The sequence below is a fragment of the Martinezella rhizogenes genome (genome assembly GCF_007002745.1).
In the GTDB taxonomy this organism is placed as follows: domain Bacteria; phylum Pseudomonadota; class Alphaproteobacteria; order Rhizobiales; family Rhizobiaceae; genus Agrobacterium; species Agrobacterium cucumeris.
The window spans coordinates 765,592-791,871 of record NZ_SGNY01000001.1; the positions used below are offsets into that span (position 1 = coordinate 765,592).

Here is a 26,280-nt window from a genome sequence, read left to right on the forward strand (position 1 = left end):
ATCCCTTGTGATAGACCTGTATTTTATTCGTTTTAATTTCGCACTGCCTGTTACTGGATCGATATGCCGACGACGACACGTTCCTCAATACCCGAGCACGTCGCCATCATCATGGATGGAAATGGGCGTTGGGCAAAACAGTGCGGTCTTCCGCGCGTAATGGGGCATCGCCGCGGGGTTGAGGCCGTGCGCGAAACCGTGCGTGCGGCCGGCGACTGCGGCATCCGCTATCTCACGCTGTTTGCTTTCTCCTCGGAAAACTGGCGCAGGCCGGAATCCGAGGTGAGCGATCTTATGGGGCTTCTGAAGGCCTTCATCCGGCGCGACCTTGCGGAACTGCATCGTGAAAACGTCCGTGTGCGCATCATCGGCGACCGGCAGGGCCTGAAAAACGACATCCGCTGCCTTCTTGAAGAAGCCGAACAGATGACGGCTGACAACACCAAGTTGACGCTGGTAATCGCCTTCAATTACGGTAGCCGTGACGAGATTACCCGCGCCACCATGGCGATTGCCCGCGATGTCGCCGAAGGCCGGCTGGATGCGGCATCGATCACGCCGGAGATGATCTCGGCGAGACTTGATACGTGCGGAATGCCGGATCCCGATCTCATCATCCGCACCAGCGGCGAAGAACGCCTGTCGAATTTCCTGCTCTGGCAGGCGGCCTATTCCGAGTTCCTGTTCGTTCCGGAATACTGGCCCGACTTCGACCGGCAGCTGTTCTTTTCTGCAATCGAGCAATATGCAACGCGTAATCGCCGTTTCGGCGCCATCGCCGAGCCGGTTGCCGTGGCAGGCGCCTGATGAGCCGTGAACTCAGACTGCGGATCGTGTCCGCAATCGTCATGGCGGCGGTCATATTGGCCGCCACCTGGTATGGCGGCATCCTGTTCCGCATCGTGGCCGGTCTTCTGGCGATCCTCATCTATTATGAGTGGTCGACGATTACCCGGCTGTCCGAAACCAACTCCACCGGCAATGCCTGGGGCTGGTTTGCGGTTGCCGTCATCGCCGGCAACACGATTTTTGGCGAACCTTCGCTTGATCTGCCGCTGCTGTCGGGCTTTACGCTGACGGCAGCACTTTTCCCCGTTCTGCGCGGCAGGAACTGGTGGCTGGTGGGCGGCATCATCTATGCCGGGCTCAGCGGCATTTCGCTGGCTGCCATTCGTGGCGACGAGTTGACCGGCTTCGTCTCCATCCTGTTCATTTTCGCCGTTGTCTGGTCGACGGATATTCTTGCTTATTTCGTCGGACGCGCCATTGGCGGGCCAAAGCTCGCGCCGGCGATTTCTCCCGGCAAGACCTGGTCCGGAGCGATTGGTGGCGCCGTGGCCGCGCTGATCGGCGGCGGTGCGGTATCGCTCGCTTATCACGGCAGGATCAGTCTGCTGGTACTCGGGCTGGCGCTTATCCTCTCCGTTTTCAGCCAGATTGGCGATCTTTTCGAATCCTTCGTGAAACGGCGTTTCCAGGTCAAGGATTCCAGCCATCTCATCCCGGGCCATGGTGGCTTCATGGACCGTGTTGACGGTCTTGTTTTCGCCTGCTTTACGGTATTCCTCATTGCTTTCGTGCATGCGGCGGCAACCGGCGACGTGCCCGGATCGGGCGGCGGTCTCCTGCCGGGCTTTTAAGCGGCACGAAAGGTCACGACATAAAGGGCAGATTGTCATGAACACAGTAATGGCGGCGACCGGTTTTCTGACCGGCTACATCGTGCCCTTCATCCTGGTGCTTTCCCTGCTCGTTTTCGTCCATGAAATGGGCCATTATCTCGTCGGCCGCTGGAGCGGCATTCGCTCCACCGCATTCTCCATCGGCTTCGGCCCGGAGCTGATCGGCTTTACCGACCGGCATGGCACGCGCTGGAAGATTTCCGCGATCCCTCTCGGCGGCTACGTCAAGTTCTTCGGCGACGAAGATGCCGCGAGCAAGCCGGACAGTTCCGGCATGTCGCATATGTCGCTCGAGGAAAGGGCGCAGACACTTGCCGGCGCAAAATTGTGGAAGCGGGCGGCAACGGTTGCGGCGGGGCCCATCGCCAACTTCATCCTGGCGATTCTCATCTTTGCGGTTCTGTTCGGTGTTTATGGCCGGATGATCGCCGATCCTGTCGTGGCCGAGGTGCGTGAAAACAGCGCTGCCGCAGCGGCAGGCGTGCGCCCTGGCGACCGTCTGGTGGCGATCGACGGTGAAAAGGTCATGACTTTCGAGGATGTCCGTCGTTACGTCGGCATCCGGCCGGGCACGCCGATCACCGTGACTGTCGAGAGGGCAGGCGAGGAGCTGAAGCTGCCGATGGTGCCGACCCGCACCGAGACGACGGACCAGTTCGGCAATAAGCTGGAAATGGGCATCATCGGCATCGTCACCGACCAGACCAGTGGCAACTTCCGTCATATTGAATATTCGACGTCTGAGGCCCTGCTTGAGGGCGTGCGGGAGACGGGCCACGTCATCACCGGCACCTTCAACTATATCGGCAATCTCGTGACCGGCCGCATGAATGCCGATCAGCTGGGTGGTCCGGTCCGCGTTGCGCAGGCATCCGGCCAGATGGCAACGCTCGGCATCGCCGCCGTCATCCAGCTCGCCGCCGTGCTTTCAGTGTCGATCGGACTTCTCAACCTGATGCCTGTTCCGGTTTTGGACGGTGGACACCTGGTGTTTTATGCCATCGAGGCCATTCGCGGCAGGCCGCTTGGCGCCGGAGCGCAGGAAGTTGCCTTCCGTATCGGCATGGCGATGATTCTGGGACTTATGGTTTTTGCAACATGGAATGATATCAGCAGCTTGATCGGCTGAGGATTGTGTTTTAACGGTTTTGTTAGGGGCTTGTTTACCTTGTTTTTATGCCGAAGTGGCGAATGAGCCACTCTGGATGACGAAGTAAACAGAATTTAACGTTCTGACTTGCTTGTAGGGGAAAAGCAGGTAAAACGACGCACATGGCCGGAGTCGGGTTCCGCCCGCTGAGGGACAACGTAAAAAGGTAAGATTTGAAATGAAGGCTGGTTCAAGATTTTTGAACGCTGTGTCGGCGGTTGCGCTGTCTGCTGGTGTTTCTTCGGTTGCGGGCCTTGGCGTGCTTGCCTCTGCTGGTGCTGCAAATGCAGCCGTTATCAGCAAGATCGATGTTCGCGGGGCCGAGAGGTCCGGTGCGGACTCCGTGCGTTCCAACATCACCATTGCGCCGGGTAAAAACTTTTCCAATTCGGATATCGATGAATCGGTGAAGCGTCTTTACGCCACCGGTTACTTCTCGAATGTCTCCATGCGCGTTTCCGGCAGCACGCTGGTCGTAACCGTCAACGAGAACCAGCTGGTCAACCAGGTTGTCTTCAACGGTAACCGAAAGATCAAGGACGACAAGCTCGTTGGCATCGTGCAGACCCAGTCGCTCGGCCCGTTCAATCAGGCGATCGTGACTGCGGATATCGCCCGCATCAAGGAAGCTTATGCCGCAATCGGCCGCAGCGACGTCGAAATCACCACGCAGACCGTTTCCGTCGGTCAGGGCCGTGTGAACATCGCTTTCGTCATCAACGAAGGTGAGCGCACCAAGATCGGCCGCATCGATTTCGTCGGCAACAATTCCTATAGCGACGGTCGTCTGGCCGCCGTCATCAATACCAAGAAGTCCAACATGCTGTCGTTCCTGACACGTAAGGACGTCTATAACGAGGACAAGCTGCGCGCCGACGAAGAGGCGCTGCGCCAGTTCTATTACAACCGCGGTTATGCCGACTTCCGGGTCGTGTCGTCCGACGCTGTACTGGATGAGTCCAAGAACGAATACACCATCTCCATCACGGTGGATGAAGGCAAGAAATACGACTTCGGCAACGTCACTGTCGAATCGACTGTTCCGGGTGTCGATGGTTCTGAACTGCAGGGTCTCGTTGAAACCCGCCAGGGCGCCAGCTACAGCGCCAAGGAAGTTCAGCAGAGCATGGAAGCGATTTCCAAGCGCGTTGCCGGCGAAGGTTATCCCTTTGCCCGCGTAACGCCGCGCGGTGACCGCGATATGTCCGGCAACACTATCGGTGTGACCTATATCGTCGACCAGGGCGAACGCGCCTATGTCGAGCGTATCGAAATCCGCGGCAACACCCGTACGCGTGACTATGTCATCCGCCGCGAATTCGATATTTCCGAAGGCGATGCATTCAACCAGACGGTCATCACGGCGGCAAAGCGTCGTCTTGAAGCGCTCGGTTATTTCTCGAAGGTCAACATCTCGACCGCCGGCGGCAGCGCGCCTGACCGCGTTGTCATCGTTGTCGACGTTGAGGATCAATCGACGGGTTCGTTCGGTATCGGTGCTGGTTATTCGCAGAACGACGGCGTTCTGCTTGAAGCATCCATCGAAGAAAAGAACTTCCTCGGCCGCGGCCAGTACATCCGTCTCGCTGCCGGTGCGGGCGAAGACGATGCGCGCAGCTACACGCTGTCCTTCACCGAGCCGTATTTCCTTGGCTACCGTCTGGCCGCAGGTTTCGATCTGTTCAAGAGCCAGAGCCGCAGCGAAGACTATTACGATTACGACGAACAGGGCTTCGCGCTGCGTGTGACCGCGCCGATCACCGAAGACCTCTCGACGACGTTCAAGTATACTTACAAGCAGATCAATTATGATGGGGAAGGCGATTGGGAAAACAATTCCAATCTTGCAGAGCCATATCAGGCGCTGATTAAAGGTGGTGACTGGACGCAGTCCATCATCTCCAACACGCTGAACTACAATACGCTCGACGACCGCAACATGCCGCGCGAAGGCTGGCAGGCTGCCCTGACGAACGAATTTGCAGGCCTCGGTGGCGATTCCGAATATTACAAGATCTACGCCAAGGCGCGCTTCTTCTACACGCTGTCGGACGAGTACGATGTTATCGGCTCGATCACCGGTCAGGCGGGTCATGTTATGCCGACGGGCGACAATCTGCTGGTATTCGATCAGTTCAAGTTCGGTGGCCGTCAGGTTCGCGGCTTCAAGAACGACGGTATCGGCCCGCGCATTGGTTCTGACTCCATCGGCGGCACGACCTACTTCGCGGCCTCCGCTGAAGTCACTGCTCCGATGCCTGGCGTTCCGGAAGATTTCGGCCTGCGTCTGGCTGGTTTCGTCGATGCCGGCACCATGTATGGCAACAAGGTTTCTACGTCTCAGACTGTCCAGGATGACAACTCCATCCGCGCATCCGCTGGTATCGGCGTGATGTGGGCATCGCCCTTCGGTCCGATCCGTGTTGACTATGCTGTACCGATCGCCAAGGAAGACTACGACGAGGAACAGCGTTTCCGGTTTGGCATGTCCAACACTTTCTGATATCGGCAGTCCAGAACTGCAACTTTGAACGTTCTGGAGTTTCCGGCTAATGGAATACAACGCCTTTTTTCCGCCCCATGATGGATTGCGATTGAAAGATATCGCAGACCGTTTTGGGGCGGAACTGTCTGATGAGGCGGCGGGTGAGCGGACTATCAGGTCTGTCGCGCCGGTCTACCGGGCAAAACCCGATCAGCTCTGCTATATTCTCTCCCGCAAGAACCGCGATGAGCTGGTAAGCTGCGAGGCTGGTGCCGTCATCTGCGACGCTGCGCTGGCGAATATGGTGCCGTCTCACATTCCCGCACTGATATCGAAAAATCCGCATACGCTTTTTGCGCAGGTGGGTGCGTTGCTGCATCCCTCCGCCATGCGGCCCGCGACGATTGCGCCGATGGAAGCCGAGATTTCTCCGGCTGCCCATGTTGATCCGTCGGCGAAGCTGGAAGCGGGCGTGATCGTTGAGCCACTCGCCGTCATTGGCGCAGGCGCTCACATTGGCGCGGGTACACGGATTGGCCCGGGTGTCATCATCGGGCCGCATGTGCAGGTTGGGCGTGATTGCACCATTTCCGGTGGCGCGAGCATTCTTGTCGCCCTCATCGGCAACAATGTGATTATCCATAATGGCGCGCGCATCGGTCAGGATGGGTTCGGTTACGCTCCCGGTCCCCGCGGCATGCTGAAAATCGTGCAGATCGGCCGCGTCATCATTCAGGACAATGTCGAGATCGGCGCCAATACCACGATCGATCGCGGCACCATGGATGACACCGTCATCGGTGAAGGCACAAAGATCGACAATCAGGTCCAGATTGGTCACAACGTGCGCATCGGCCGCCATTGTGGCATCGTCAGCAAGGTCGGCATTGCGGGCAGCACCCGCATTGGCGATGGCGTGATGATCGGCGGTGCGGCGGGCGTTAATGGCCATATCACCATTGGTGACGGTGTGCAGATCGCAGCCATGAGTGGTGTGGTCGCCGATGTTCCGGCCGGCGCCCGTTATGGCGGAACGCCTGCACGCCCGATGAAATATTTCCTGCGCGACATGGCCGAAATTCTGGCACGCGCTGAAGCGCGTGATAAAAAAACAGGAGAAAAAAACAATGACTGAAGAAACGAAGACGGCGCTCGGCGCGGCTGACATTCTGGAAGTCATGAAGCTTCTGCCGCATCGTTACCCGTTCTTGCTGATCGACAAGATCATCGATATCGATGGTAACAACTCGGCGACCGGCATTAAGAACGTCACGGTCAACGAACCGCATTTCACCGGCCATTTTCCGGACCGGCCGATCATGCCAGGCGTTCTGATCGTCGAAGCCATGGCCCAGACGGCAGGTGCGATATGCGCTCGCAGTCAGGGCGAGGGCGGTCACCTGGTCTACTTCATGACAATCGACAATGCGCGTTTCCGCAAACCCGTTATCCCCGGCGACCGGCTGGAGATCCACGTCGTCAAGCAGCGTCAGCGCGGCAATGTGTTCAAATTCCATTGCGAGGCGAAGGTGGATGGCGCGCTGGTTGCGGAGGCTGATGTCGGTGCGATGATGATCCCCGAGGACCAGCAATGAGCAGGATCGCCGCCTCGGCCAAAATTCACCCGACCGCCGTTGTCGAAGACGGTGCGGTTATCGGTGAAAATGTCGTCATCGGCGCGCTCAGCTATGTCGGCGCAAAGGTCACGCTGCATGATGATGTCATATTGCACAATCATGCCATCGTTTCTGGCGTAACCGTCATCGGCCGTGGATCAGTGATCCATCCCATGGCCGTCATCGGCGGCACCCCGCAGGCGGTTCGCCATGATGGATCGGAAACGACGCTCGAGATCGGCGAACGCTGTATCATGCGCGAAGGCGTGACGATGAACGCCGGCAGTTCCGATGGCAGCGGCAAGACAATTGTCGGTGACGATAATCTGTTCCTGGCCAATTCGCATGTGGCGCATGATTGCCGCCTCGGCAATCACATCATCCTGTCGAACAATGTGATGCTGGCGGGCCATGTGACTATCGAAGACCGCGCCATCCTGGGCGGCGGCTGTGCCGTGCACCAGTTCACCCGCATCGGTCGTCAGGCCTTTATCGGCGGGCTGTCGGCGGTTAATTACGATGTCATTCCCTATGGCATGCTGAACGGCAATCCCGGCATTCTTGGCGGCCTCAATGTGGTCGGCATGACGCGTGCCGGCATTGAACGGGCGGATATTCACAAGGTCCGGCGCGTCTACAAGCAGATTTTCGAGGCTGAAGGTACGATCCGCGGTAACGCGGCGGCAATCGATCGCAATGAATATCTGGATTGCCCGCAGGCCCTCGAAGTCATCGATTTCATCGGCGCGGGCAGCGACCGCGCGATCTCTTCGCCCAATCGGGGCAAGTGAGCCGTGACAGGCGGCGGGCGTCTCGCCATCGTGGCCGGCAGCGGCCAGCTGCCGCTTTATGTGGCGACCGCCGCCCGCGAGATGGGGGAAAACCCTTTCATCGTGCGCCTGCGCGATGATTCCAGCTTCGACTGGAGCGGCTTCGACAATGCTATAATCAGCGTGGGCGACGTGGCAGGGCTCGGCCGTTTGCTGCGTGAAAACCGGGTGGACCGCGTCGTGCTTTCCGGCGCCGTGGCGCGACGGCCGGAATGGCGGGAGATCCGCCCGACTGTCGGCATCGTGCTGAAACTGCCCTCCATCGTCCGCACGCTTTTGTCGGGCGGTGATGACGCCGTGTTGCAGATGGTGATCAAGGTCATCGGCACGCTCGGCGCGAAGGTCATCGGCGCCCACGAGATTGCGCCCGGCCTGCTTGCCACGACAGGTACTTTGGGCACGCAGAAACCCACGGATGAAGATCTGCGCGATATTCGCAAGGCGGCTGAGGCGGCACTTGCGCTTGGCACGCTTGATGTCGGGCAGGGGGCGGTCTCGGTCGGCGGTCGCATCGTTGCGCTGGAAGGCGTTGAGGGCACCGATGCCATGCTGGCACGTGTTGCGGCACTGCGTGCCGAAGGCCGCATATCGCCCCGACGCAGGGGCGTATTGGTGAAGCTGTGCAAGCCGCAACAGGATATCCGCGCCGACCTGCCGACCATCGGTATCGAAACCGTGGAAAATGCGCAGAAAGCCGGACTGGCGGGCATCGCCGTCGAAGCAGGACGGGCGCTGGTGCTGGACCGCGACGAGATGTTGAAAGCCGCCGATCAGGCGGGCATATTTGTCTGCGGCATCGATACGTCACTCGGTGGTGATATGATCGGGGAGAGATGATCGGATGACGGCAGCATTAAAAGTGGCGGTCATTGCCGGAGAAGTGTCCGGCGATCTTCTGGGCGCGGATCTGATCCGCTCCCTCAAAGCCCGATATCTTGGCTCCGTTGAGCTGATGGGCGTCGGCGGCGAGGCGCTGGAGGCGCAGGGGCTGACCTCGTTGTTCGATTATTCCGAACTCTCCATCATGGGCTTCACGCAAGTCCTGAAAAAGCTGCCGAAACTCATTGCGCGCATCAACCAGACTGCGCAGGCGATCATCGCCGCAAAGCCGGATATTCTGCTGATCATTGACAGCCCGGATTTCACGCATCGTGTTGCGAAAAAAGTTCGCAAACAATTGCCGCATCTGCCGGTCGTCAACTATGTCTGCCCCAGTGTCTGGGCGTGGAAGGAATATCGCGCCACCGCGATGTTGTCCTATGTCGATCACGTTCTAGCCTTGCTGCCTTTTGAGCCCGAGGCGATGCGACGTCTGGGCGGCCCGCCGACCACCTTTGTCGGCCATCGTCTCAGCGTCGATCCCGATGTGCTGGCGGTGCGGCAAAAGCGGGCGGAACGCCCCCTTCCGGCCAAGGGCGAAGCCAAAACTATTCTTCTGCTGCCCGGGTCGCGCTCCACGGAAACCACGCGGTTGATGGAGCCATTTCGAGAGGCCGCAAAGGCCTTTGTGGAACGCAACGGCCCAACCCGTTTCGTGCTGCCCACCGTGCCGCGTCAGGAAAACCGTATCCGCGAACTGGCGGCGACATGGCCGGAAGATATAAGGCCCGAAATCGGCACAGATTCCGCCTTCAAATGGAACGCGTTTGCACGTGCCGATGCGGCAATCGCGGCCTCCGGTACTGTCATTCTCGAACTGGCGCTTGCCGGCGTGCCGACCGTTTCTGTTTATAAGACCGACTGGATTTTCACCATGCTGAGCAAGCGGGTAAAAACCTGGACGGGCGCACTTCCGAACCTGATTGCCGACTACCCGGTTGTGCCTGAATATCTCAACGAGGTGGTGCGGCCAGGATCCATGCTGCGCTGGGCAGAGCGGCTTGCATCTGACACCACAGAGCGGCGGGCCATGCTTGAGGGGTATGCGCTGGTGCAGCAGCGTCTGCACACCGATGTGCCTCCGGGCGAAACCGGCGCTGCCATTCTGCTCGATGTGCTGAACGGCCGCAGACAGCAAGGCTGACACAGGCTTGGCCGTCTTGGCCACGGGTCGAACGTGTTTATCTTACTGAAATACCCAATAGAAAAGGCCAGCGGATTTTCATCCGCCGGCCTTTGATGTTTTGATTGCCGGTTTAGCGCTTGGAAACCGGAACGTAATCGCGCTTGCCGGCGCCCGTGTAGAGCTGGCGCGGACGGCCGATGCGCTGCTGCGGATCTTCGATCATTTCGTTCCACTGTGCGATCCAGCCGACGGTGCGGGCGAGCGCGAAGAGAACGGTGAACATGGTGGTGGGGAAGCCCAGCGCCTTCAGCGTGATGCCCGAATAGAAGTCGACATTCGGGTAGAGCTTCTTTTCGACGAAGTAGGGGTCGGAAAGGGCGATCTTTTCCAGTTCCAGCGCAACCTGCATGATCGGATCGTCAGAATTGCCGGTGGCTTCCAGCACTTCATACATCGTCTTCTGCATGATCTTGGCGCGCGGGTCGTAGTTCTTGTACACGCGGTGGCCAAAGCCCATCAGGCGGAACGGATCGTTCTTGTCCTTGGCGCGGGCGATGTATTCCGGAATACGGTCAACAGAGCCGATTTCGTTCAGCATGTTGAGCGCTGCTTCGTTGGCGCCGCCATGTGCAGGACCCCAGAGGCAGGCGATGCCCGCCGCAATACAGGCGAACGGGTTCGCACCCGAAGAACCGGCAAGACGCACCGTGGAAGTGGAGGCGTTCTGCTCGTGGTCGGCATGCAGGATGAAGATGCGGTCCATGGCGCGGGCCAGAACCGGATCGACCTTGTAATCCTCGCACGGCACCGCAAAGCACATGTGCAGGAAGTTGGAAGCGTAATCCAGATCGTTCTTCGGATAAACGAAGGGCTGGCCGATATGGTACTTATAGGCCATGGCGGCGATCGTTGGCATTTTCGCGATCATGCGCAGCGAAGCGACCATGCGCTGGTGCGGATCGGTAATGTCGGTCGAGTCGTGGTAGAAGGCCGAGAGAGCACCGACCGTGCCGCACATGACGGCCATCGGATGCGCATCGCGACGATAGCCGGTGAAGAAACGGCTCATCTGCTCGTGCACCATGGTGTGGCGCGTAACGCGGGTGTCGAAGTCTTTCTTCTGCGCAGCCGTCGGCAGTTCGCCGTAAAGCAGCAGATAGCAGGTTTCCAGGAAGTCGCCCTGTTCGGCGAGCTGCTCGATCGGGAAGCCGCGGTGAAGGAGAACGCCTTCGTCACCGTCGATATAGGTGATCTTGGATTCGCAGGAGGCCGTCGACGTGAAACCCGGGTCGTAAGTGAAGGAGCCCGTGTGCTTGTAGAGCGTGGCGATATCGACGACGCTTGGTCCAATCGTGCCTTCCCTTACCGGGAGTTCCACCTGCTTTTCGCCAAGTGTCACTGTAGCGCTTTTTTCCGTCATACTGATCCTCCGAGAACATGCGGGTGGAGGCGTTGAGACACGCCTCGCGGTTAAGCGTCTACCGATTAGCTATATGATCCTTGCGCCGATGCCAAGCTATTCGAAGGTCAAATTGTGCATTGCGGCAAACGCAATTACGTTGCTTGCGGCATTATCGGCCATGGCAATTCAATCTCGGTCAACGCACGGTTAAAGGAAAGGATTGCAATCCTTCCCGCCGCCCTGCAAACCTGTTTCCGGTGCGGCAGGGGCGCGGCGCGGATTGCTTGGTCAAGGGGAAAAAAAGCATCTCGGATATGCCGAAACGTTGCAGGGCGACTTGCCCGGCGCGCATGAAATCCTGTTTCCCGTTCACCGTGCCGGCGATCTTGTGGCTTATGATCTGCCCACCCGTGTTGCCAGGCGTAATCTCAAGGCTGTCATCACCGAAAAAGTTGCCGGCTGCGTCGCCGAGGAACGCGCATTCGGCCATGATTTCCTTTTCGTTCCCGTCTTTATCGGCTGCGGCGCGATCCTGTGGTTTTCCCTTGATGTCACGCCGCCCTTGCCTGCTCTCGCCATCATGTTCCTGCTTGCTGCCGGTCTGGCGCTGTTTAGCCGATATAATAACGGCCTGTCGGCGGCGACCTGCAGCGCTGCCGCTTTTCTTCTGCTGGGCATGCTTCTGGCGGATATTGAAACCCGGCGGGCGGGAACCGTGGTACTGGATACCCCGGTTACAACCACCATCACCGGCACGGTGGTGCGCCGGGAAGTGGATGCGCGCGGCTCCTGGCGATATGTCATTCAGCTGGCTGCGACCGAAGCGCCAGCATTGTCGCGCCCGCCGGCGAGAATCTCGCTGCTTTCCCGTGGCGGAGGCGACCCCGTTGCACTTGGCGCGACCATTCAAGGCAAGGCACGGCTGTCGCCGCCTTCCGGCCCTGCTTTGCCGGGTCTGAACGACTTCGCCTTCGCTTCCTATTTCAAAGGTATTGGTGCGACCGGATTTTTCTACAAGCCGCCGCAGGCACTCATATCACCAAGGGGCGACATCAAGGTCGAGACGGGCTGGCTGGAATGGGCGGATATGCGGCTCTATGGCCTGCGCAGCGCCATTGCGGAGCGTATCCGCAATGTCATTGGTGGTGACGCCGGAGCCTTCGCCGCGTCCATCGTCACCGATGAGAGACAGGCGATCTCGGCTAACACGATGGAGGCATTGAGGCTTTCCGGCCTTGCCCATATCGTTGCCATATCCGGACTGAACATGGCGCTTGCCGCAGGCATTTTTTTTGTGGGGCTGAGGCTGACCTTCAGCCTGTTTCCCGCTTTTGCGCAGCGCTGGCCCGTCAAGAAGATTTCGGCTTTCGCGGCACTCTTGATGACGCTCGCTTATTACCTGATTTCCGGTTTCGCCGTCTCCGCCGAGCGCGCCTGGCTGATGATGTCGGTGATGCTGATCGCGGTTCTTTTCGATCAGCCGTCGCTCAGTCTCCGGAATGTCGCTATTTCGGCTCTCATCATCCTTGTCTTTTCGCCTTCGGAAATCATGGGGCCGAGTTTCCAGATGTCGTTTGCCGCGACCATCGCGCTCGTATCCACCTATGCCTGGTGGGGCCGCCGGCGCGGCGATCACGAGCGACTGTTGATCGGACGCAGACCGGTATGGATGACGGCGGCACAGATGGTAGGCACTATCATTGCCGGGGTCATCACCACGTCGCTGATTGGCGGAGTTTCGACGGCGATCTATTCGGCCGAGCATTTCCATCGTGTCACCACCTATGGACTTTTCGCCAATCTGGCTGCGATGCCTCTGATGTCGCTGATCGTCATGCCGTTCGGCCTGCTCGCCATGCTGCTGATGCCGTTCGGGCTTGATGGACCGTTCCTGAAGATCATGGGTTATGGCATGGCGCTTGTCATCGAAGTCGCCAATGAAGTGGCGTCCTGGGGCGGCAGCGCGGCAACGGGGCGGCCGCATGAGTGGTTCATTGGTCTCGGCTCCGCCGGTTTCCTGCTGCTCACCTTGCTGCGCAGCCGGCTTGCATTGCTTGGTATTCCGCTTCTTGTTTCCGCCTTCGGCCTGTCGGCGGCCACGGCCTATCGTGATGGCCCGGATCTGCTCATTCACGAGGAGGGGGAGCTGGTGGCGCTGCTGGAAGACGGCAAGGCCTATACGACAAAAACGCGACCACAGGGCTTCGTATACGGCCAGTGGCAAAGAGCACTCCTGTTGCCGGAACAGCCCGTTCCACCGGTCAATCTCAAAGCGGAGGCCGCGATAACCAGTGTAGGCTTGACCACAAAATCAAAACTTACGCCAGAGGAGATGAGGGCGGTGACACGGCAGATGACGGCAGCGCTGAAAGATGCGGAACCCGGCGTCTTCACCTGCAGCAAAGGCATATGGTGCGTGGCGCGCGTCGGGAGCGGGGAGTGGATCGTCGTTCTGGAAGACGGTCGGTTTGCCGGAAAAGCCTGCGACATCGCCGATATTGTCGTCGTTTCCCGCAGGACCTCGTTTTCGCAATGCCGCTCAGGAGCGCTTCTGCTCAACCGCGATATATTGCGGCGCATCGGTTCGGTAGAAATAAACTTTGCCGGGAGCGACCAATCCGCGGTCGTCGGACGGCTGCGCGCGGCGATTGCCGGGGCGGACAGGCCATGGAGCGAGCACCGCTATTACAACTGGAAAACCGACCGTTTCGAATACGAGGTGCCGGAACCGGTCAGGCAGTTGCTGGCGACATCGCAATGAACGCCGCCAGCATGAATATTCAGACCTTCACACGCAGATCGGCAGTCATTTCACCAATGCCGCCAATTTCCTGTTCATGCGCCGCATCGCGCCAGATTTCCTTCAATCCGGCCTCATACCATTCACGCATGGCGGGCAGGGCCAGCAGCCGGTCGCAATAGGCTTTTGCCGCAGGTGAAAGATCAGCGCCATAGGTCTGGAAACGGAACGCGACAGGGCAGAAGAAAGCATCGACCGCCGTGAATTTTTGACCGGCAAGATAGGGGCCGCCGAATTTTGTCAGACCTTCGCTCCACAACGCATCGATGCGCTTTATGTCTGCCGCAAGCCCGGCATCGCCCCCCTTCGGCTTGACCCGAATGCCGACCGACATCGGATAAAGATTGCGCAGCGAGGAAAAGCCGGCATGCATTTCACTGGCCGCCGAACGCGACCATGCCCGCGCCTGCTTGTCGCCTGCCCAGACGCCCTGGTGCCGTTCTGCGAGATATTCGGCGATCGACAGCGTTTCCCATATCGTCACGCCATCATCGACAAGGCAAGGCACTTTGCCGGTCGGCGAGAAGCTGGAAAAGGCGACACCTTCGCCAAACGGAACAAGTTTTTCATCAAAGGCGATACCCAGAGTGCGCATCAACACCCACGGCCGCAGTGACCATGAAGAGTAGTTCTTGTTGGCGATGTAAAGATCGTACATGGCTTATCTCCCGGATATGACGCGCATTTCTATACCTGTCGGGGCATGATGGAATATCGAAAATAATCCATGGCACTCATAAATCGCGTTGATGAATGGCAGGGGCTTTGCATCGAGTGTCACCATTCGGTGGCAGCGTCAGGCCGGCCGCATCCCGCAAGCGTCAACGACTTCACGCGATCAGAAGTCCACGGCGTACGACGAATTGGTGATAACAGGCCGGTGAGGAGTGCGCGACAAAGATATCCATATGAAACTGGAACTGGCTTTTACCAGACGAGATATATCTGTCTGCGGGAAGAATAAGATTGCCCGAGACTCACGTAGTCAGTCGAACTACGGAATTGCCGTCATCTTCGACAGGTACCGTCTCATGACGACACCTGTCTCGAGAGGATGACGGCCAAGTCAAATCAATGGTAACGGCGTATAAGCCCGACCAGCTTGCCCTGAATTTTTACCCGGTCAGGCCCGAAGATACGGGTTTCATAAGCGGGGTTGGCCGCCTCCAGCGCGATGGAAGCACCCTTGCGGCGGAACCGCTTCAGCGTCGCTTCCTCATCATCCACCAATGCCACGACGATATCGCCTGGATTGGCGGTATTGCTGTTGCGGATGATGACGGTATCGCCGTCGAAAATCCCCGCCTCGATCATCGAATCGCCTTTAACTTCGAGCGCGTAATGTTCACCCGAACCCAGCATGTCCACCGGTACGGCAACATCATGGGTGTTGTTTTGGATGGCGGAAATCGGCACGCCGGCGGCGATGCGGCCCATGACCGGCACCGTGGCAGCACCACCGAGATCGTTGGCGGGCGCCTTGGGCGCAGGTGCGGGTTCCGGTGCCTTCGGTTTGCCGAGGCTGCCTTCGATGACGCTTGGCGAAAAGCCGCGCTGCGGCCTCGCACCCGGCGCATAGGCCTCCGGTAGCTTGATGACTTCCAGCGCCCGTGCCCTGTTAGGTAGCCGGCGAATAAAACCGCGCTCTTCGAGGGCGGTTATCAGCCGGTGGATGCCGGATTTGGAAGCAAGATCGAGTGCGTCCTTCATTTCATCGAAGGAGGGCGGCACGCCGGACTCTTTCATTCGTTCATGAATGAAGAGAAGCAATTCCTGCTGTTTGCGCGTGAGCATGAGGAAAACACCCTTGAGAATCGTAGTGGAGGTCGCGAAACAAATACAGAACGAACACTATATGTTCCATATGTGTTCCGCAATCCCCTAAAATTTCGTGAAGCTGCTATCTGTTGTTTTGATGATTTGCCTGAAAGCACGAAATTGTGCTTTTCTGCCGTCCGGACTGTTCCGGCATGGCCATGCCGCATGCGACAGCAGGAAGCAGGGAAATGACGAAACCATACCGCATCGACCATCTCGTACTGCCTGTCGAGAACATCGACGTTGCGGCAAATCGCCTTGGAAACCTGGGATTTACGGTAGCGCCTGCGGCTCTTCACCCGTTCGGCACGCAGAATGCCTGCGTTTTTTTCGCTGACGGCACATATCTGGAGCCTCTCGCAATTGATAACCCGGCTAACTATAATGCCTCGATTGATCGCGGAGATGTGTTTACCGGGCGAGACCGGGCCTTCCGGAAACAGGTCGCAGGCGAGGGATTTTCCGCTCTGGTCGCTGCAACCCACGACGCTCGTGGCGATCACGACCGATTCGTGGCCGCAGGCCTCTCGGCAGGCAATGGCTTTGAATTTTCGCGGCCGATCAAAATGCCGGATGGTTCGCAGAGCGAGGCGGCCTTCCGGCTGGCTTTTGCAGCAGGCGGTTCCGCGGCGGATTTCTTTCTGTTCAGTTGCCAGCGGCTGCAGGCCTTGCCGGGCGACCGCTCAGTGCTGGAGCGCCATGCCAACGGCGTTTCCGGTCTCAGCGAGATCGTCCTGTTTTCCGGTGGTGACGCGAATGCGGTGCGGCTGATCGAAACTGTTTTTGGCTGTGATGGCAAGATGTCCCCGGATGGTGATGTGCTTTTTGCAACCGGCAATGCCCGCGTAAGACTGACGCAAAAGCCGGTCTTTGGCGGACATGCCTTTAATACTCCCGAAGAGGGCGGCGGTGGATTGCGCGGCGCAGGCATCGTCTTTTCCGTTCGCGATCTTGCCGTGACAGAAGCGGCACTTGCTGCTAATGGCGTGTCCAGCACAGAAGCGGCCGGCCGGCTGGTGGTGCTCCCAGCACCCGGTCAGGGCGTTGCCTTCGCCTTCGAGGAAAAATGATGAGCGTTACGAACAATCTCAAAGTCACCGCCGGCGATGGCGCCAGCAAGGTTTCCTTTTCCAATACCGAGCGTTTTTCGCTGATTGCCGGCCCCTGCCAGATGGAAAGCCGCGAACATGCCTTCATGATTGCCGGCGTGCTGAAGGAACTTTGCGACAGCCTGGGCATCGGTCTCGTTTACAAGTCTTCCTTCGACAAGGCGAACCGCACCTCGCTTTCCGGCAAGCGCGGCATCGGCCTTGACAGCGCGATGCAGGTTTTCGCCGATTTGAAGAAGGAATACGGTTTTCCTGTCCTGACCGACATTCATACCGAGGAACAATGCGCCATCGTGTCCGAAGTGGTGGATGTGTTGCAGATTCCTGCCTTCCTCAGCCGCCAGACCGATCTTCTCGTCGCCGCTGCCAGGACCGGCCGCGTCATCAACGTCAAGAAGGGTCAGTTTCTGGCGCCGTGGGACATGAAGAACGTGCTGGCCAAGCTTAACGAAAGCGGCAACCCGAATGTGCTCCTGTGCGAGCGTGGCGCCTCCTTCGGTTACAACACGCTGGTCTCCGACATGCGCTCGCTGCCGATCATGGCTTCGCTTGGCGCGCCTGTTGTCTTCGACGCCACCCATTCGGTGCAGCAGCCGGGCGGGCAGGGCGGTTCCACCGGCGGCCAGCGCGAGTTCGTCGAGACGCTTTCGCGTGCGGCGGTGGCGGTCGGTGTCGCCGGCCTCTTCATCGAGACCCATGAGGACCCGGACAATGCACCGTCTGACGGCCCCAACATGGTGCACCTGAAGGACATGCCGAAACTGCTGGAAAAGCTTCTGGCCTTCGACGCGATCACCAAAGCCTGAGGCAATGCGTTTCGTTTGTGCCAATCGATTTTAAATGGCGGGCGCTCCGTTTCTGCCGCCCGCCGTCATTGTAATTTCTTCGTCATCGTCTAAGACAGGCGACGGAAAATATCTGTTCCATTCCCAAGGGAGAGACCATGACTGCCATTACCGATATCATCGCGCGCGAAATTCTCGACAGCCGCGGCAACCCGACTGTTGAAGTCGATGTTTACCTCGAAGACGGCTCCATGGGCCGTGCGGCCGTTCCCTCCGGCGCCTCGACCGGCGCGCATGAAGCGGTTGAGCTGCGCGATGGCGGCAAGCGTTATCTCGGCAAGGGCGTGGAAAAGGCGGTTGAAGCCGTCAATACGGAAATCTTCGACGCCATCGGCGGTTTCGACGCTGAAAACCAGATCCAGATCGACCAGATGATGATCGCGCTTGACGGTACGCCGAACAAGTCGCGCATCGGCGCCAACGCCATCCTCGGTGTGTCGCTTGCTGTCGCCAAGGCTGCAGCCGAAGCCTCCGGCCTACCGCTTTACCGTTATGTCGGTGGCCCGAACGCGCATCTGCTGCCGGTTCCGATGATGAACATCATCAATGGCGGCGCGCATGCCGACAACCCGATCGATTTCCAGGAATTCATGATCCTGCCGGTTGGCGCGGAGAACATCCGTGAAGCCGTGCGCATGGGCTCGGAAGTGTTCCATACGCTCAAAAAAGAACTGTCCGCACAGGGCCACAACACCAATGTCGGCGATGAGGGCGGTTTTGCACCGGGTCTCGAAAGCGCGCCGGCAGCACTCGATTTCATCATGAAGTCGATCGAAAAGGCTGGCTACCGTCCGGGCGACGACATGTTCATCGGTCTTGACTGTGCTGCGACCGAATTCTTCAAGAACGGCAACTACGTTTATGAAGGCGAAGGCAAGACCCGTTCGCCGATCGAGCAGGCCGAATATCTGGCTGAACTCGTTGCCAAGTATCCGATCATCTCCGTCGAAGACGGCATGGCGGAAGACGACTGGGACGGCTGGAAGGCTCTGACCGATCTCATCGGCAACAAGTGCCAGCTGGTCGGCGACGACCTCTTCGTCACCAACTCCGCCCGCCTTCGCGATGGTATCAAGATGGGTGTCGCAAACTCCATCCTCGTCAAGGTCAACCAGATCGGCTCGCTCTCCGAGACGCTCGATGCAGTTGAGACCGCACACAAGGCTGGTTACACCGCCGTCATGTCGCACCGTTCGGGCGAGACGGAAGATTCCACCATCGCCGATCTCGCTGTTGCGACGAACTGCGGTCAGATCAAGACCGGCTCGCTTGCCCGTTCCGACCGGCTCGCAAAGTACAACCAGCTGATCCGCATCGAAGAAATGCTGGGTCCGCAGGCTGCCTACGCCGGCCGTTCGATCCTGCGCGGTTAATTCCGGCAGTATTGGTTTGTGATGCGGCCCGCCGCCTTGGCGGGCTCATTCAGAGGCGAGCGGTAGCATCCGCATTCCGTTACCCGGACCTGATCCGGGGTCTAGCGCGATCAAGTCCTTGATCGCGAAAGACTCTCCCCACAGCGCAGACGCGCTGTGGCTGGATGCCGGATCAAATCCGGCATGACGAGGGTTCTTTTGACGTCGCTGCCGTTCTTAGCCCGCCCTCCGGCGGGCTTTTTTCATGCCCAATTGCCAATCGCGATTTAAGGTCAACGGATAGTTAAACAATCCGGCTTAGTCTCGAGACTCAAAGGTTATGCGTTTTAAGGCTTCTCTGCGGCATGTGGACCAGACATCATAAAAAGAGACGATTCGGCCGTTTGATCGTTCCGGCCATCACGATCGCTTTTCTTTCCTATTTCGGCTATCATTCCATCCATGGCGACTTCGGCCTTCAGGCAACGGAGCGGCTGGAGCGGCAGCGTATTGCCAGAACAGCGGAGCTTGCAAAGCTGACGCAGGCGCGTGTAGCGCTGGAGCGGCAGGTGGAATTGCTGAGCGACGGCTCGCTGGAGCGGGACATGATTGATGAAATTTCCCGTTACCAGCTGAATATGTCCCGCACGGACGAAATTGTCATCATGAACACATATTTCTGATTAACCGAAATCTGGTTAATTTAACATTTGTGATTTATTCACAGCATCTTAGCGTGAATATGTGCCATGCGTTTAAAGCATTGCTGCATGGCATTTTCTTGCATATGGTACGCGCCAATCTATCCATTCAAACGGCAACTCAGGGAGGGATGAATGGCGCCGCGAAAACCAGCGACCGTATCCGGCCGCAAGACCACGGCAAAGGCTGCAACCGAATTCACCGGCAAGAACAGCCCGGACTTCTCGAAGGAAGACGAACTTCACGCCTATCGTGAAATGCTGCTCATCCGCCGTTTCGAGGAAAAGGCCGGCCAGCTCTATGGCATGGGCTTCATCGGTGGTTTCTGTCACCTCTACATTGGCCAGGAGGCCGTCGTGGTCGGCATGCAGATGTCGCAGAAGGAAGGTGATCAGGTCATCACCGCCTATCGTGACCATGGCCACATGCTGGCTCTCGGCATGAGCGCCCGTGGCGTCATGGCCGAGCTGACCGGCCGCAAGGGCGGCCTGTCGAAGGGCAAGGGCGGCTCCATGCACATGTTCTCCAAGGAGAAACATTTCTATGGCGGCCACGGCATCGTCGGCGCACAGGTTTCGCTTGGAACCGGTCTTGCCTTCGCCAACCGTTATCGTGGCAACGACAATGTTTCCGTGACCTACTTCGGTGATGGCGCTGCCAACCAGGGCCAGGTCTATGAGAGCTTCAACATGGCTGCTCTCTGGAAACTGCCGATCATCTATATCGTTGAAAACAACCGTTATGCGATGGGCACCTCGACCGCCCGCGCCACCGCACAGTCGAATTATTCGCTGCGCGGCCAGTCTTTCGGCATTCCCGGCATCCAGGTGGATGGCATGGATGTGCGCGCCGTCAAGGCCGCCGCCGACCAGGCACTGGAATATTGCCGCTCCGGCAAGGGGCCGATCATTCTTGAAATGCTGACCTACCGTTACCGTGGTCACTCCATGTCCGACCCGGCGAAATACCGTTCCAAGGACGAAGTGCAGAAGATGCGCTCCGAACACGACCCGATCGAGCAGGTCAAGGCACGGCTTCTGGAGCAGGGCTGGGCAAGCGAAGACGAACTCAAGGCCATCGACAAGGATGTCCGTGATATCGTCGCCGACAGCGCCGACTTTGCCCAGAACGACCCAGAGCCGGATGCGTCCGAGCTTTACACCGACATTCTGCTCTGATCGGGAAAGGGAACCCCATGCCAGTAGAAATTCTTATGCCCGCCCTTTCCCCGACCATGGAGGAAGGCACGCTTTCCAAATGGCTTAAAAAGGAAGGCGACAAGGTCACATCAGGCGACGTGATTGCCGAAATCGAGACCGACAAGGCGACCATGGAAGTGGAAGCCGTGGATGAAGGTATCATCGGCAAGTTGCTGATTGATGCCGGCACCGAAGGCGTCAAGGTCAACACGGCGATTGCCGTACTCCTTCAGGAAGGCGAAAGCGCCGACGACATCTCTTCTTCCGCCAAGAAGGAAGAGCCGAAGGCTGAAGCCGCAAATTCCGGTTCTGATGCCGCCGGCGGCAAGACCCGGGAAGCTGCTGAAGAGCCGAGCGCTGCCAAGGAAGCCGCCAAGGTTCCGGCAGCCCCGAAGATCGATGTCGCAGCCGATCCGGATATCCCGGAAGGTACGGAAATGGTGATGACGACGGTGCGTGAAGCACTGCGCGACGCCATGGCCGAAGAGATGCGCGCCGACGAAAAGGTTTTCGTCATGGGTGAAGAAGTCGCCGAATATCAGGGCGCCTACAAGATCACCCAGGGCCTGCTGCAGGAATTCGGTGAGCGCCGCGTCATCGACACCCCGATCACCGAGCATGGTTTTGCCGGTATCGGCGTCGGCGCTGCGATGACGGGCCTGCGACCCATCGTCGAATTCATGACCTTCAACTTCGCCATGCAGGCGATCGACCAGATCGTCAACTCGGCGGCCAAGACGCTTTATATGTCGGGTGGCCAGATGGGCGCGCCGATGGTGTTCCGTGGTCCGTCCGGTGCTGCTGCCCGCGTTGGCGCGCAGCATTCGCAATGTTACGCCGCATGGTACAGCCATATTCCGGGCCTCAAGGTCGTCATGCCCTACACGGCAGCCGACGCCAAGGGCCTGCTGAAAGCAGCTATCCGCGATCCGAACCCGGTCATTTTCCTGGAAAATGAAATTCTCTACGGTCAGAGCTTCGAAGTGCCGAAGCTCGATGATTTCGTGCTGCCGATCGGCAAGGCGCGCATTCACCGCAAGGGCAAGGATGCGACCATCGTTTCCTTCGGCATCGGCATGACCTATGCGATCAAGGCGGTTGCGGAACTCGAAAAGCTCGGCATCGATGTCGAACTGATCGACCTGCGCACCATCCGTCCGATGGATCTGCCCACGGTCATCGAATCGGTCAAGAAGACCGGCCGTCTGGTCACGGTGGAAGAAGGCTTCCCGCAGTCATCGGTCGGTGACTTCATTGCCAACCAGGTCATGCGCGCCGCTTTCGATTATCTCGATGCGCCAATCCTGACGATTGCCGGCAAGGACGTTCCGATGCCTTACGCGGCAAACCTCGAAAAGCTGGCTCTGCCCAACGTCGATGAAGTTGTTCAGGCCGTCAAAACCGTCTGCTACAAATAAGGGGAGATGATTTTGAGTGTCATAAAACAAATCCTCCCGGCAACCGAAAATTGGTACCGTGTTTTAGGTACCAAAGACGCGCCTTTGTTCGAGCGGGTAATCTTCTGGGCCGTCGTCAACGACGGTGATGGCGATGTTGTCGCCGGTGTTCCGCGTGAGGATATCGGCGTTATCGGTGCAGTCGGCGAATGGCTCGTCGACGTTGCCGGATACATCGAGATTACACCGTCACAGGTGGATTGGCTCATGGAACATCCTGAAGACCTGGAAGATTTTAATCTCGTTTGGGGGGAGGCCTAGTCATGCCTATCAACATCACCATGCCTGCCCTTTCTCCCACCATGGAAGAGGGCAATCTGGCCAAGTGGCTGGTCAAGGAAGGCGACAAGGTCGCACCCGGTGACGTGATCGCCGAGATCGAGACCGACAAGGCGACCATGGAAGTGGAAGCCGTGGACGAAGGCACGGTTGCCAAGCTGGTTGTTCCGGCCGGCACCGAAGCCGTCAAGGTCAACGCCCTGATCGCCATCCTCGCCGCCGAAGGCGAGGACGTGGCCGAGGCGGCAAAGGGCGGCGATGCCGCTCCTGCCAAGGCGGAAGCAAAGGCCGAAGCACCGAAGCAGGAAGCCGTTAAGGCCGAAGCGCCGAAGGAAGAAGCAGTACCTGCCAAGGCTGAAAAGCCGGCCGCCGATCAGGCGCCCGCGTCCTCCACGCCGGCGCCGGTTGCAAAGTCCGGTGAGCGTATCTTTGCTTCGCCGCTTGCTCGCCGTCTCGCCAAGGAAGCCGGTCTCGACCTCTCGGCCGTCTCCGGTTCCGGCCCGCATGGCCGCATCATCAAGACCGACGTGGAAAAGGCTGCCGCTTCCGGCGGTGCAAAGGCTGCTCCGGCCGCCGCGGCATCCGCAGGCACACGGGCTCCGGCCCTTGCCAAGGGTCAGTCGGACGAAGCGGTTCTCAAGCTGTTCGAACAGGGCTCCTACGAGCTTGTGCCGCATGACGGCATGCGCAAGGTCATCGCCAAGCGTCTGGTCGAATCCAAGCAGACGGTTCCGCACTTCTACGTCTCCGTGGATTGCGAACTGGATACGCTTCTGGCGCTCCGCGCCCAGCTTAACGCGGCTGCCCCCGAAAAGGACGGCAAGCCCGCCTACAAGCTGTCGGTCAACGACATGGTCATCAAGGCGCTGGCTCTTTCGCTGCGTGATGTACCTGACGCCAACGTCTCCTGGACGGAAAGCGCCATGGTCAAGCACAAGCATTCGGATGTCGGCGTTGCCGTTTCCATTCCGGGTGGCCTGATCACGCCGATCATCCGCAAGGCGGAAGAAAAGTCGCTCTCCACCATCTCCAACGAGATGAAGGACTACGGCAAGCGCGCGAAAGAGCGCAAGCTGAAGCCCGAGGAGTATCAGGGCGGCACGACCGCCGTGTCCAATATGGGCATGATGGGCGTCAAGAGCTTCTCTGCCGTTATCAACCCGCCGCATGCCACCATTCTGGCGGTCGGCGCGGGCGAACAGCGGGCAGTCGTGAAGAACGGCGAGATCAAGATCGCCAACGTCATGACGGTCACGCTTTCCACCGACCACCGCTGCGTCGATGGCGCGCTCGGAGCCGAGCTGATCGGCGCCTTCAAGCGCTACATCGAAAACCCGATGGGCATGCTGGTTTGATCGGAGAGTAACATGGTGAAGTCGGTCCTCTGCTTTGGCGATTCCCTGACCTGGGGATCAAATGCGGAAACGGGTGGCCGGCACAGCCATGACGATCTTTGGCCGAGCGTCCTGCAAAAGGCGCTCGGGCCTGAGGTGCATGTGATCCATGAAGGTCTGGGTGGCCGTACCACCGCCTATGACGACCACACCGCCGATTGCGACCGCAATGGCGCGAGATTACTGCCGACGCTGCTGCACAGCCATGCGCCGCTTGATCTCGTCATCATCATGCTCGGCACCAACGACCTGAAGCCGGCGATCCATGGTTCGGCCATTGTCGCCATGAAGGGTGTGGAGCGGCTGGTGAAACTCACGCGCAACCACGTCTGGCAGGTGCCGGACTGGGAAGCGCCTCACGTTCTGATCGTCGCGCCGCCGCAATTATGCGAAACGGCCAATCCGTTCATGGGCGCGATCTTTCGCGATGCTATCGATGAATCGGCGATGCTGGCTTCCGTCTACAGGGACCTTGCCGACGAACTCGATTGCGGCTTTTTCGATGCCGGGTCGGTTGCCCGCACGACGCCGGTGGATGGCGTTCATCTCGATGCTGAAAACACGCGGGCCATCGGCCGTGGGCTGGAGCCCGTCGTCCGTATGATGCTCGGACTTTGACAATAATTCCGTTTCGGAACGGCGTGCCGTCATCCGAATTAAGACAAGGCAGGATTTCCAATGGCTCAATCTTATGACGTCATCATCATCGGTTCGGGACCGGGCGGTTATATTGCCGCGATCCGCGCCGCCCAGCTCGGCATGAAGGTCGCCGTTGTCGAGCGCGAGCACCTTGCCGGCATCTGCTCCAACTGGGGCTGCATTCCCACCAAGGCTCTGCTGCGTACCGCCGATGTCATGCACACCGCCACCCACGCCAAGGATTATGGCCTGACGCTGGAAGGTTCGATCAAGCCGGACGTGAAGGCAATCGTCGCCCGCTCGCGCGGCATCGCCGCTCGCATGAACAATGGCGTCGGTTTCCTGTTCAAGAAGAACAAGGTCGATATCATCTGGGGTGAAGCCAAGATCACCAAGCCGGGTGAAATCGTCGTTGGCAAGTCCACCAAGCCGGTGGTTCAGCCGCAGGGTCCGGTTCCGAAGAACACGCAGGGCGAGGGCACTTACACTGCCAAGCACATCATCGTCGCCACAGGCGCCCGCCCGCGCGCGCTGCCCGGCATCGAGCCGGATGGCAAGCTGATCTGGACTTATTTCGAGGCGATGAAGCCGGAAGAGCTGCCGAAGTCGCTGCTCGTCATGGGTTCGGGCGCCATCGGCATCGAATTCGCCAGCTTCTACCGCACCATGGGCGTTGACGTCACCGTCGTCGAAATCATGAGCCAGGTCATGCCGGTCGAAGATGCGGAAATCTCCGCCTTCGCCAAGAAGCAGCTGGAAAAGCAGGGTATCAAGATTCATCTGGAAACCAAGGTTTCCAAGGTCGAGAAGGCTGCAAACTCCGTCACTGCGACGCTGGAGAAGAAGGACGGTTCTTCCGAGAAGATCACCGCCGACCGGATGATTTCCGCCGTTGGCGTCGTGGCGAATGTCGAAGGCATCGGCCTTGAGGCCGTTGGCGTGAAGACCGATCGCGGCTTCATCGTCATCGACGGTTACGGCAAGACCAACGTGCCTGGCATCTACGCCATCGGCGATGTCGCCGGCCCGCCGCTGCTCGCCCACAAGGCCGAACATGAGGCCGTCATCTGCGTCGAAAAGATTGCCGGTCTGCCGAATGTCCACCCGATGGACAAGCTCAAGATCCCCGGCTGCACCTATTGCAACCCACAGGTCGCCTCTGTCGGCCTCACCGAAGCCAAGGCCAAGGAACAGGGCCGTGACATCCGCGTCGGCCGCTTCTCCTTTGCGGCAAACGGCAAGGCCGTTGCGCTTGGCGAGGACCAGGGCATGGTCAAGACCATCTTCGACAAGAAGACCGGTGAGCTGCTTGGCGCGCATATGGTGGGTGCGGAAGTCACTGAACTCATTCAGGGCTTCGTCGTCGCCATGAATCTCGAGACGACCGAGGAAGATTTGATGCACACGATCTTCCCGCATCCGACCATTTCGGAATCGATGAAGGAAAGCGTGCTCGACGCCTATGGGCGTGTGCTGAACGCATAAGTGCCGCGTGATGCCCGGCATTGTCTAACCT

The 26,280-nt window shown here is 58.9% G+C and carries 23 protein-coding genes; 20 read left to right on the forward strand and 3 right to left on the reverse strand.

Annotated features, from left to right (window positions below; translation table 11 throughout):
• Positions 1-63 precede the first annotated feature (63 nt).
• The 9 genes from EXN68_RS03865 to lpxB all read left to right on the forward strand — a co-directional run bounded on the left by EXN68_RS03865 (position 64) and on the right by lpxB (position 9,786).
• A complete protein-coding gene (locus tag EXN68_RS03865) occupies positions 64-807 on the forward strand; it encodes an isoprenyl transferase (protein WP_142839687.1) in 744 nt (247 codons plus the stop codon).
• Positions 807-1,640, forward strand: a complete 834-nt coding sequence (locus EXN68_RS03870) for a phosphatidate cytidylyltransferase (RefSeq protein WP_142839688.1) — start codon at positions 807-809, stop codon at positions 1,638-1,640. The genes EXN68_RS03865 and EXN68_RS03870 overlap by 1 nt, the downstream gene beginning before the upstream one ends.
• 49 nt (positions 1,641-1,689) lie before the next feature.
• Positions 1,690-2,811, forward strand: a complete 1,122-nt coding sequence (gene rseP / locus EXN68_RS03875; RefSeq protein ID WP_161991216.1) for an RIP metalloprotease RseP — start codon at positions 1,690-1,692, stop codon at positions 2,809-2,811.
• A 199-nt stretch (positions 2,812-3,010) separates the two neighbouring features.
• The gene (gene bamA, locus EXN68_RS03880; protein WP_142839690.1) at positions 3,011-5,335 is read left to right on the forward strand and encodes an outer membrane protein assembly factor BamA; all 2,325 of its coding nucleotides are present in this window, start codon (positions 3,011-3,013) and stop codon (positions 5,333-5,335) included.
• A gap of 49 nt (positions 5,336-5,384) precedes the next feature.
• On the forward strand, positions 5,385-6,452 hold the full coding sequence (lpxD, locus tag EXN68_RS03885; protein ID WP_142839691.1) for a UDP-3-O-(3-hydroxymyristoyl)glucosamine N-acyltransferase: 1,068 nt from the start codon (positions 5,385-5,387) through the stop codon (positions 6,450-6,452).
• Entirely contained in the window at positions 6,445-6,912 is a 468-nt protein-coding gene (gene fabZ, locus EXN68_RS03890) for a 3-hydroxyacyl-ACP dehydratase FabZ (RefSeq protein WP_142839692.1), read from the forward strand. Before lpxD ends, fabZ begins: the two co-directional genes overlap by 8 nt.
• Positions 6,909-7,724 (forward strand): acyl-ACP--UDP-N-acetylglucosamine O-acyltransferase, encoded by an 816-nt coding sequence (lpxA, locus tag EXN68_RS03895; RefSeq protein ID WP_142839693.1) that lies wholly within the window; start codon positions 6,909-6,911, stop codon positions 7,722-7,724. Before fabZ ends, lpxA begins: the two co-directional genes overlap by 4 nt.
• A 3-nt stretch (positions 7,725-7,727) precedes the next feature.
• Positions 7,728-8,600: an LpxI family protein gene (locus EXN68_RS03900; RefSeq protein ID WP_161991185.1), complete on the forward strand. Its 873-nt coding sequence runs from the start codon at positions 7,728-7,730 to the stop codon at positions 8,598-8,600.
• Between the two features lie 4 nt (positions 8,601-8,604).
• On the forward strand, positions 8,605-9,786 hold the full coding sequence (gene lpxB / locus EXN68_RS03905; RefSeq protein WP_142839694.1) for a lipid-A-disaccharide synthase: 1,182 nt from the start codon (positions 8,605-8,607) through the stop codon (positions 9,784-9,786).
• A 112-nt stretch (positions 9,787-9,898) separates the two neighbouring features.
• On the opposite strand, the gene gltA is transcribed toward lpxB, so the two are convergent.
• Complete coding sequence (gene gltA / locus EXN68_RS03910; RefSeq protein ID WP_006312523.1) at positions 9,899-11,188, reverse strand: citrate synthase; 1,290 nt, start codon at positions 11,186-11,188, stop codon at positions 9,899-9,901.
• A gap of 307 nt (positions 11,189-11,495) precedes the next feature.
• On the opposite strand from gltA, the gene EXN68_RS03915 reads away from it, so the two are divergent.
• Complete coding sequence (locus EXN68_RS03915; protein ID WP_142839961.1) at positions 11,496-13,931, forward strand: ComEC/Rec2 family competence protein; 2,436 nt, start codon at positions 11,496-11,498, stop codon at positions 13,929-13,931.
• 19 nt (positions 13,932-13,950) lie between these two features.
• Here EXN68_RS03915 and EXN68_RS03920 read toward each other — a convergent pair whose 3' ends face one another.
• Positions 13,951-14,628, reverse strand: a complete 678-nt coding sequence (locus EXN68_RS03920) for a glutathione S-transferase family protein (RefSeq protein WP_142839695.1) — start codon at positions 14,626-14,628, stop codon at positions 13,951-13,953.
• A 413-nt stretch (positions 14,629-15,041) separates the two neighbouring features.
• On the reverse strand, positions 15,042-15,764 hold the full coding sequence (gene lexA, locus EXN68_RS03925) for a transcriptional repressor LexA (protein ID WP_142839696.1): 723 nt from the start codon (positions 15,762-15,764) through the stop codon (positions 15,042-15,044).
• 212 nt (positions 15,765-15,976) lie between these two features.
• Between lexA and EXN68_RS03930 the strand changes: the two genes are divergently transcribed.
• From EXN68_RS03930 to lpdA, 10 genes are all read left to right on the forward strand, one after another.
• Positions 15,977-16,858 (forward strand): VOC family protein, encoded by an 882-nt coding sequence (locus EXN68_RS03930; RefSeq protein ID WP_142839697.1) that lies wholly within the window; start codon positions 15,977-15,979, stop codon positions 16,856-16,858.
• Positions 16,858-17,703 (forward strand): 3-deoxy-8-phosphooctulonate synthase, encoded by an 846-nt coding sequence (kdsA, locus tag EXN68_RS03935; RefSeq protein WP_142839698.1) that lies wholly within the window; start codon positions 16,858-16,860, stop codon positions 17,701-17,703. The genes EXN68_RS03930 and kdsA overlap by 1 nt, the downstream gene beginning before the upstream one ends.
• Before the next feature lie 137 nt (positions 17,704-17,840).
• The gene (gene eno, locus EXN68_RS03940) at positions 17,841-19,115 is read left to right on the forward strand and encodes a phosphopyruvate hydratase (RefSeq protein ID WP_003512870.1); all 1,275 of its coding nucleotides are present in this window, start codon (positions 17,841-17,843) and stop codon (positions 19,113-19,115) included.
• Between the two features lie 344 nt (positions 19,116-19,459).
• Positions 19,460-19,777 carry an FtsB family cell division protein gene (locus EXN68_RS03945; RefSeq protein ID WP_003512872.1) on the forward strand — a complete coding sequence of 106 codons (318 nt, stop codon included), beginning with the start codon at positions 19,460-19,462 and terminating at the stop codon, positions 19,775-19,777.
• Between the two features lie 153 nt (positions 19,778-19,930).
• Positions 19,931-20,974 (forward strand): pyruvate dehydrogenase (acetyl-transferring) E1 component subunit alpha, encoded by a 1,044-nt coding sequence (gene pdhA / locus EXN68_RS03950; RefSeq protein WP_046800221.1) that lies wholly within the window; start codon positions 19,931-19,933, stop codon positions 20,972-20,974.
• A gap of 17 nt (positions 20,975-20,991) precedes the next feature.
• Positions 20,992-22,413 (forward strand): pyruvate dehydrogenase complex E1 component subunit beta, encoded by a 1,422-nt coding sequence (locus EXN68_RS03955; protein ID WP_142839699.1) that lies wholly within the window; start codon positions 20,992-20,994, stop codon positions 22,411-22,413.
• A 12-nt stretch (positions 22,414-22,425) separates the two neighbouring features.
• A complete protein-coding gene (locus EXN68_RS03960; RefSeq protein WP_161991186.1) occupies positions 22,426-22,713 on the forward strand; it encodes a hypothetical protein in 288 nt (95 codons plus the stop codon).
• 2 nt (positions 22,714-22,715) lie between these two features.
• On the forward strand, positions 22,716-24,086 hold the full coding sequence (locus tag EXN68_RS03965) for a pyruvate dehydrogenase complex dihydrolipoamide acetyltransferase (protein ID WP_142839700.1): 1,371 nt from the start codon (positions 22,716-22,718) through the stop codon (positions 24,084-24,086).
• A gap of 12 nt (positions 24,087-24,098) precedes the next feature.
• The gene (locus tag EXN68_RS03970; RefSeq protein WP_142839701.1) at positions 24,099-24,743 is read left to right on the forward strand and encodes an SGNH/GDSL hydrolase family protein; all 645 of its coding nucleotides are present in this window, start codon (positions 24,099-24,101) and stop codon (positions 24,741-24,743) included.
• 60 nt (positions 24,744-24,803) lie between these two features.
• Entirely contained in the window at positions 24,804-26,249 is a 1,446-nt protein-coding gene (gene lpdA, locus EXN68_RS03975; protein WP_142839702.1) for a dihydrolipoyl dehydrogenase, read from the forward strand.
• The last annotated feature ends 31 nt before the right edge of the window (positions 26,250-26,280 follow it).

Excerpts from the sequence above, each read along its gene's own strand:
- rseP (WP_161991216.1), top strand. The coding sequence starts at position 1,690 with ATGGCGGCGACCGGTTTTCTGACCGGCTACATCGTGCCCTTCATCCTG.
- EXN68_RS03930 (WP_142839697.1), top strand. The coding sequence starts at position 15,977 with ATGACGAAACCATACCGCATCGACCATCTCGTACTGCCTGTCGAGAAC.
- EXN68_RS03970 (WP_142839701.1), top strand. The coding sequence starts at position 24,099 with ATGGTGAAGTCGGTCCTCTGCTTTGGCGATTCCCTGACCTGGGGATCA.
- lpxA (WP_142839693.1), top strand. The coding sequence starts at position 6,909 with ATGAGCAGGATCGCCGCCTCGGCCAAAATTCACCCGACCGCCGTTGTC.
- EXN68_RS03865 (WP_142839687.1), top strand. The coding sequence starts at position 64 with ATGCCGACGACGACACGTTCCTCAATACCCGAGCACGTCGCCATCATC.
- pdhA (WP_046800221.1), top strand. The coding sequence starts at position 19,931 with ATGGCGCCGCGAAAACCAGCGACCGTATCCGGCCGCAAGACCACGGCA.
- EXN68_RS03945 (WP_003512872.1), top strand. The coding sequence starts at position 19,460 with ATGTGGACCAGACATCATAAAAAGAGACGATTCGGCCGTTTGATCGTT.
- EXN68_RS03870 (WP_142839688.1), top strand. The coding sequence starts at position 807 with ATGAGCCGTGAACTCAGACTGCGGATCGTGTCCGCAATCGTCATGGCG.
- fabZ (WP_142839692.1), top strand. The coding sequence starts at position 6,445 with ATGACTGAAGAAACGAAGACGGCGCTCGGCGCGGCTGACATTCTGGAA.
- lpdA (WP_142839702.1), top strand. The coding sequence starts at position 24,804 with ATGGCTCAATCTTATGACGTCATCATCATCGGTTCGGGACCGGGCGGT.
- EXN68_RS03955 (WP_142839699.1), top strand. The coding sequence starts at position 20,992 with ATGCCAGTAGAAATTCTTATGCCCGCCCTTTCCCCGACCATGGAGGAA.
- gltA (WP_006312523.1), bottom strand. The coding sequence starts at position 11,188 with ATGACGGAAAAAAGCGCTACAGTGACACTTGGCGAAAAGCAGGTGGAA.
- eno (WP_003512870.1), top strand. The coding sequence starts at position 17,841 with ATGACTGCCATTACCGATATCATCGCGCGCGAAATTCTCGACAGCCGC.
- bamA (WP_142839690.1), top strand. The coding sequence starts at position 3,011 with ATGAAGGCTGGTTCAAGATTTTTGAACGCTGTGTCGGCGGTTGCGCTG.
- kdsA (WP_142839698.1), top strand. The coding sequence starts at position 16,858 with ATGAGCGTTACGAACAATCTCAAAGTCACCGCCGGCGATGGCGCCAGC.
- EXN68_RS03920 (WP_142839695.1), bottom strand. The coding sequence starts at position 14,628 with ATGTACGATCTTTACATCGCCAACAAGAACTACTCTTCATGGTCACTG.
- lpxD (WP_142839691.1), top strand. The coding sequence starts at position 5,385 with ATGGAATACAACGCCTTTTTTCCGCCCCATGATGGATTGCGATTGAAA.
- lexA (WP_142839696.1), bottom strand. The coding sequence starts at position 15,764 with ATGCTCACGCGCAAACAGCAGGAATTGCTTCTCTTCATTCATGAACGA.
- lpxB (WP_142839694.1), top strand. The coding sequence starts at position 8,605 with ATGACGGCAGCATTAAAAGTGGCGGTCATTGCCGGAGAAGTGTCCGGC.
- EXN68_RS03965 (WP_142839700.1), top strand. The coding sequence starts at position 22,716 with ATGCCTATCAACATCACCATGCCTGCCCTTTCTCCCACCATGGAAGAG.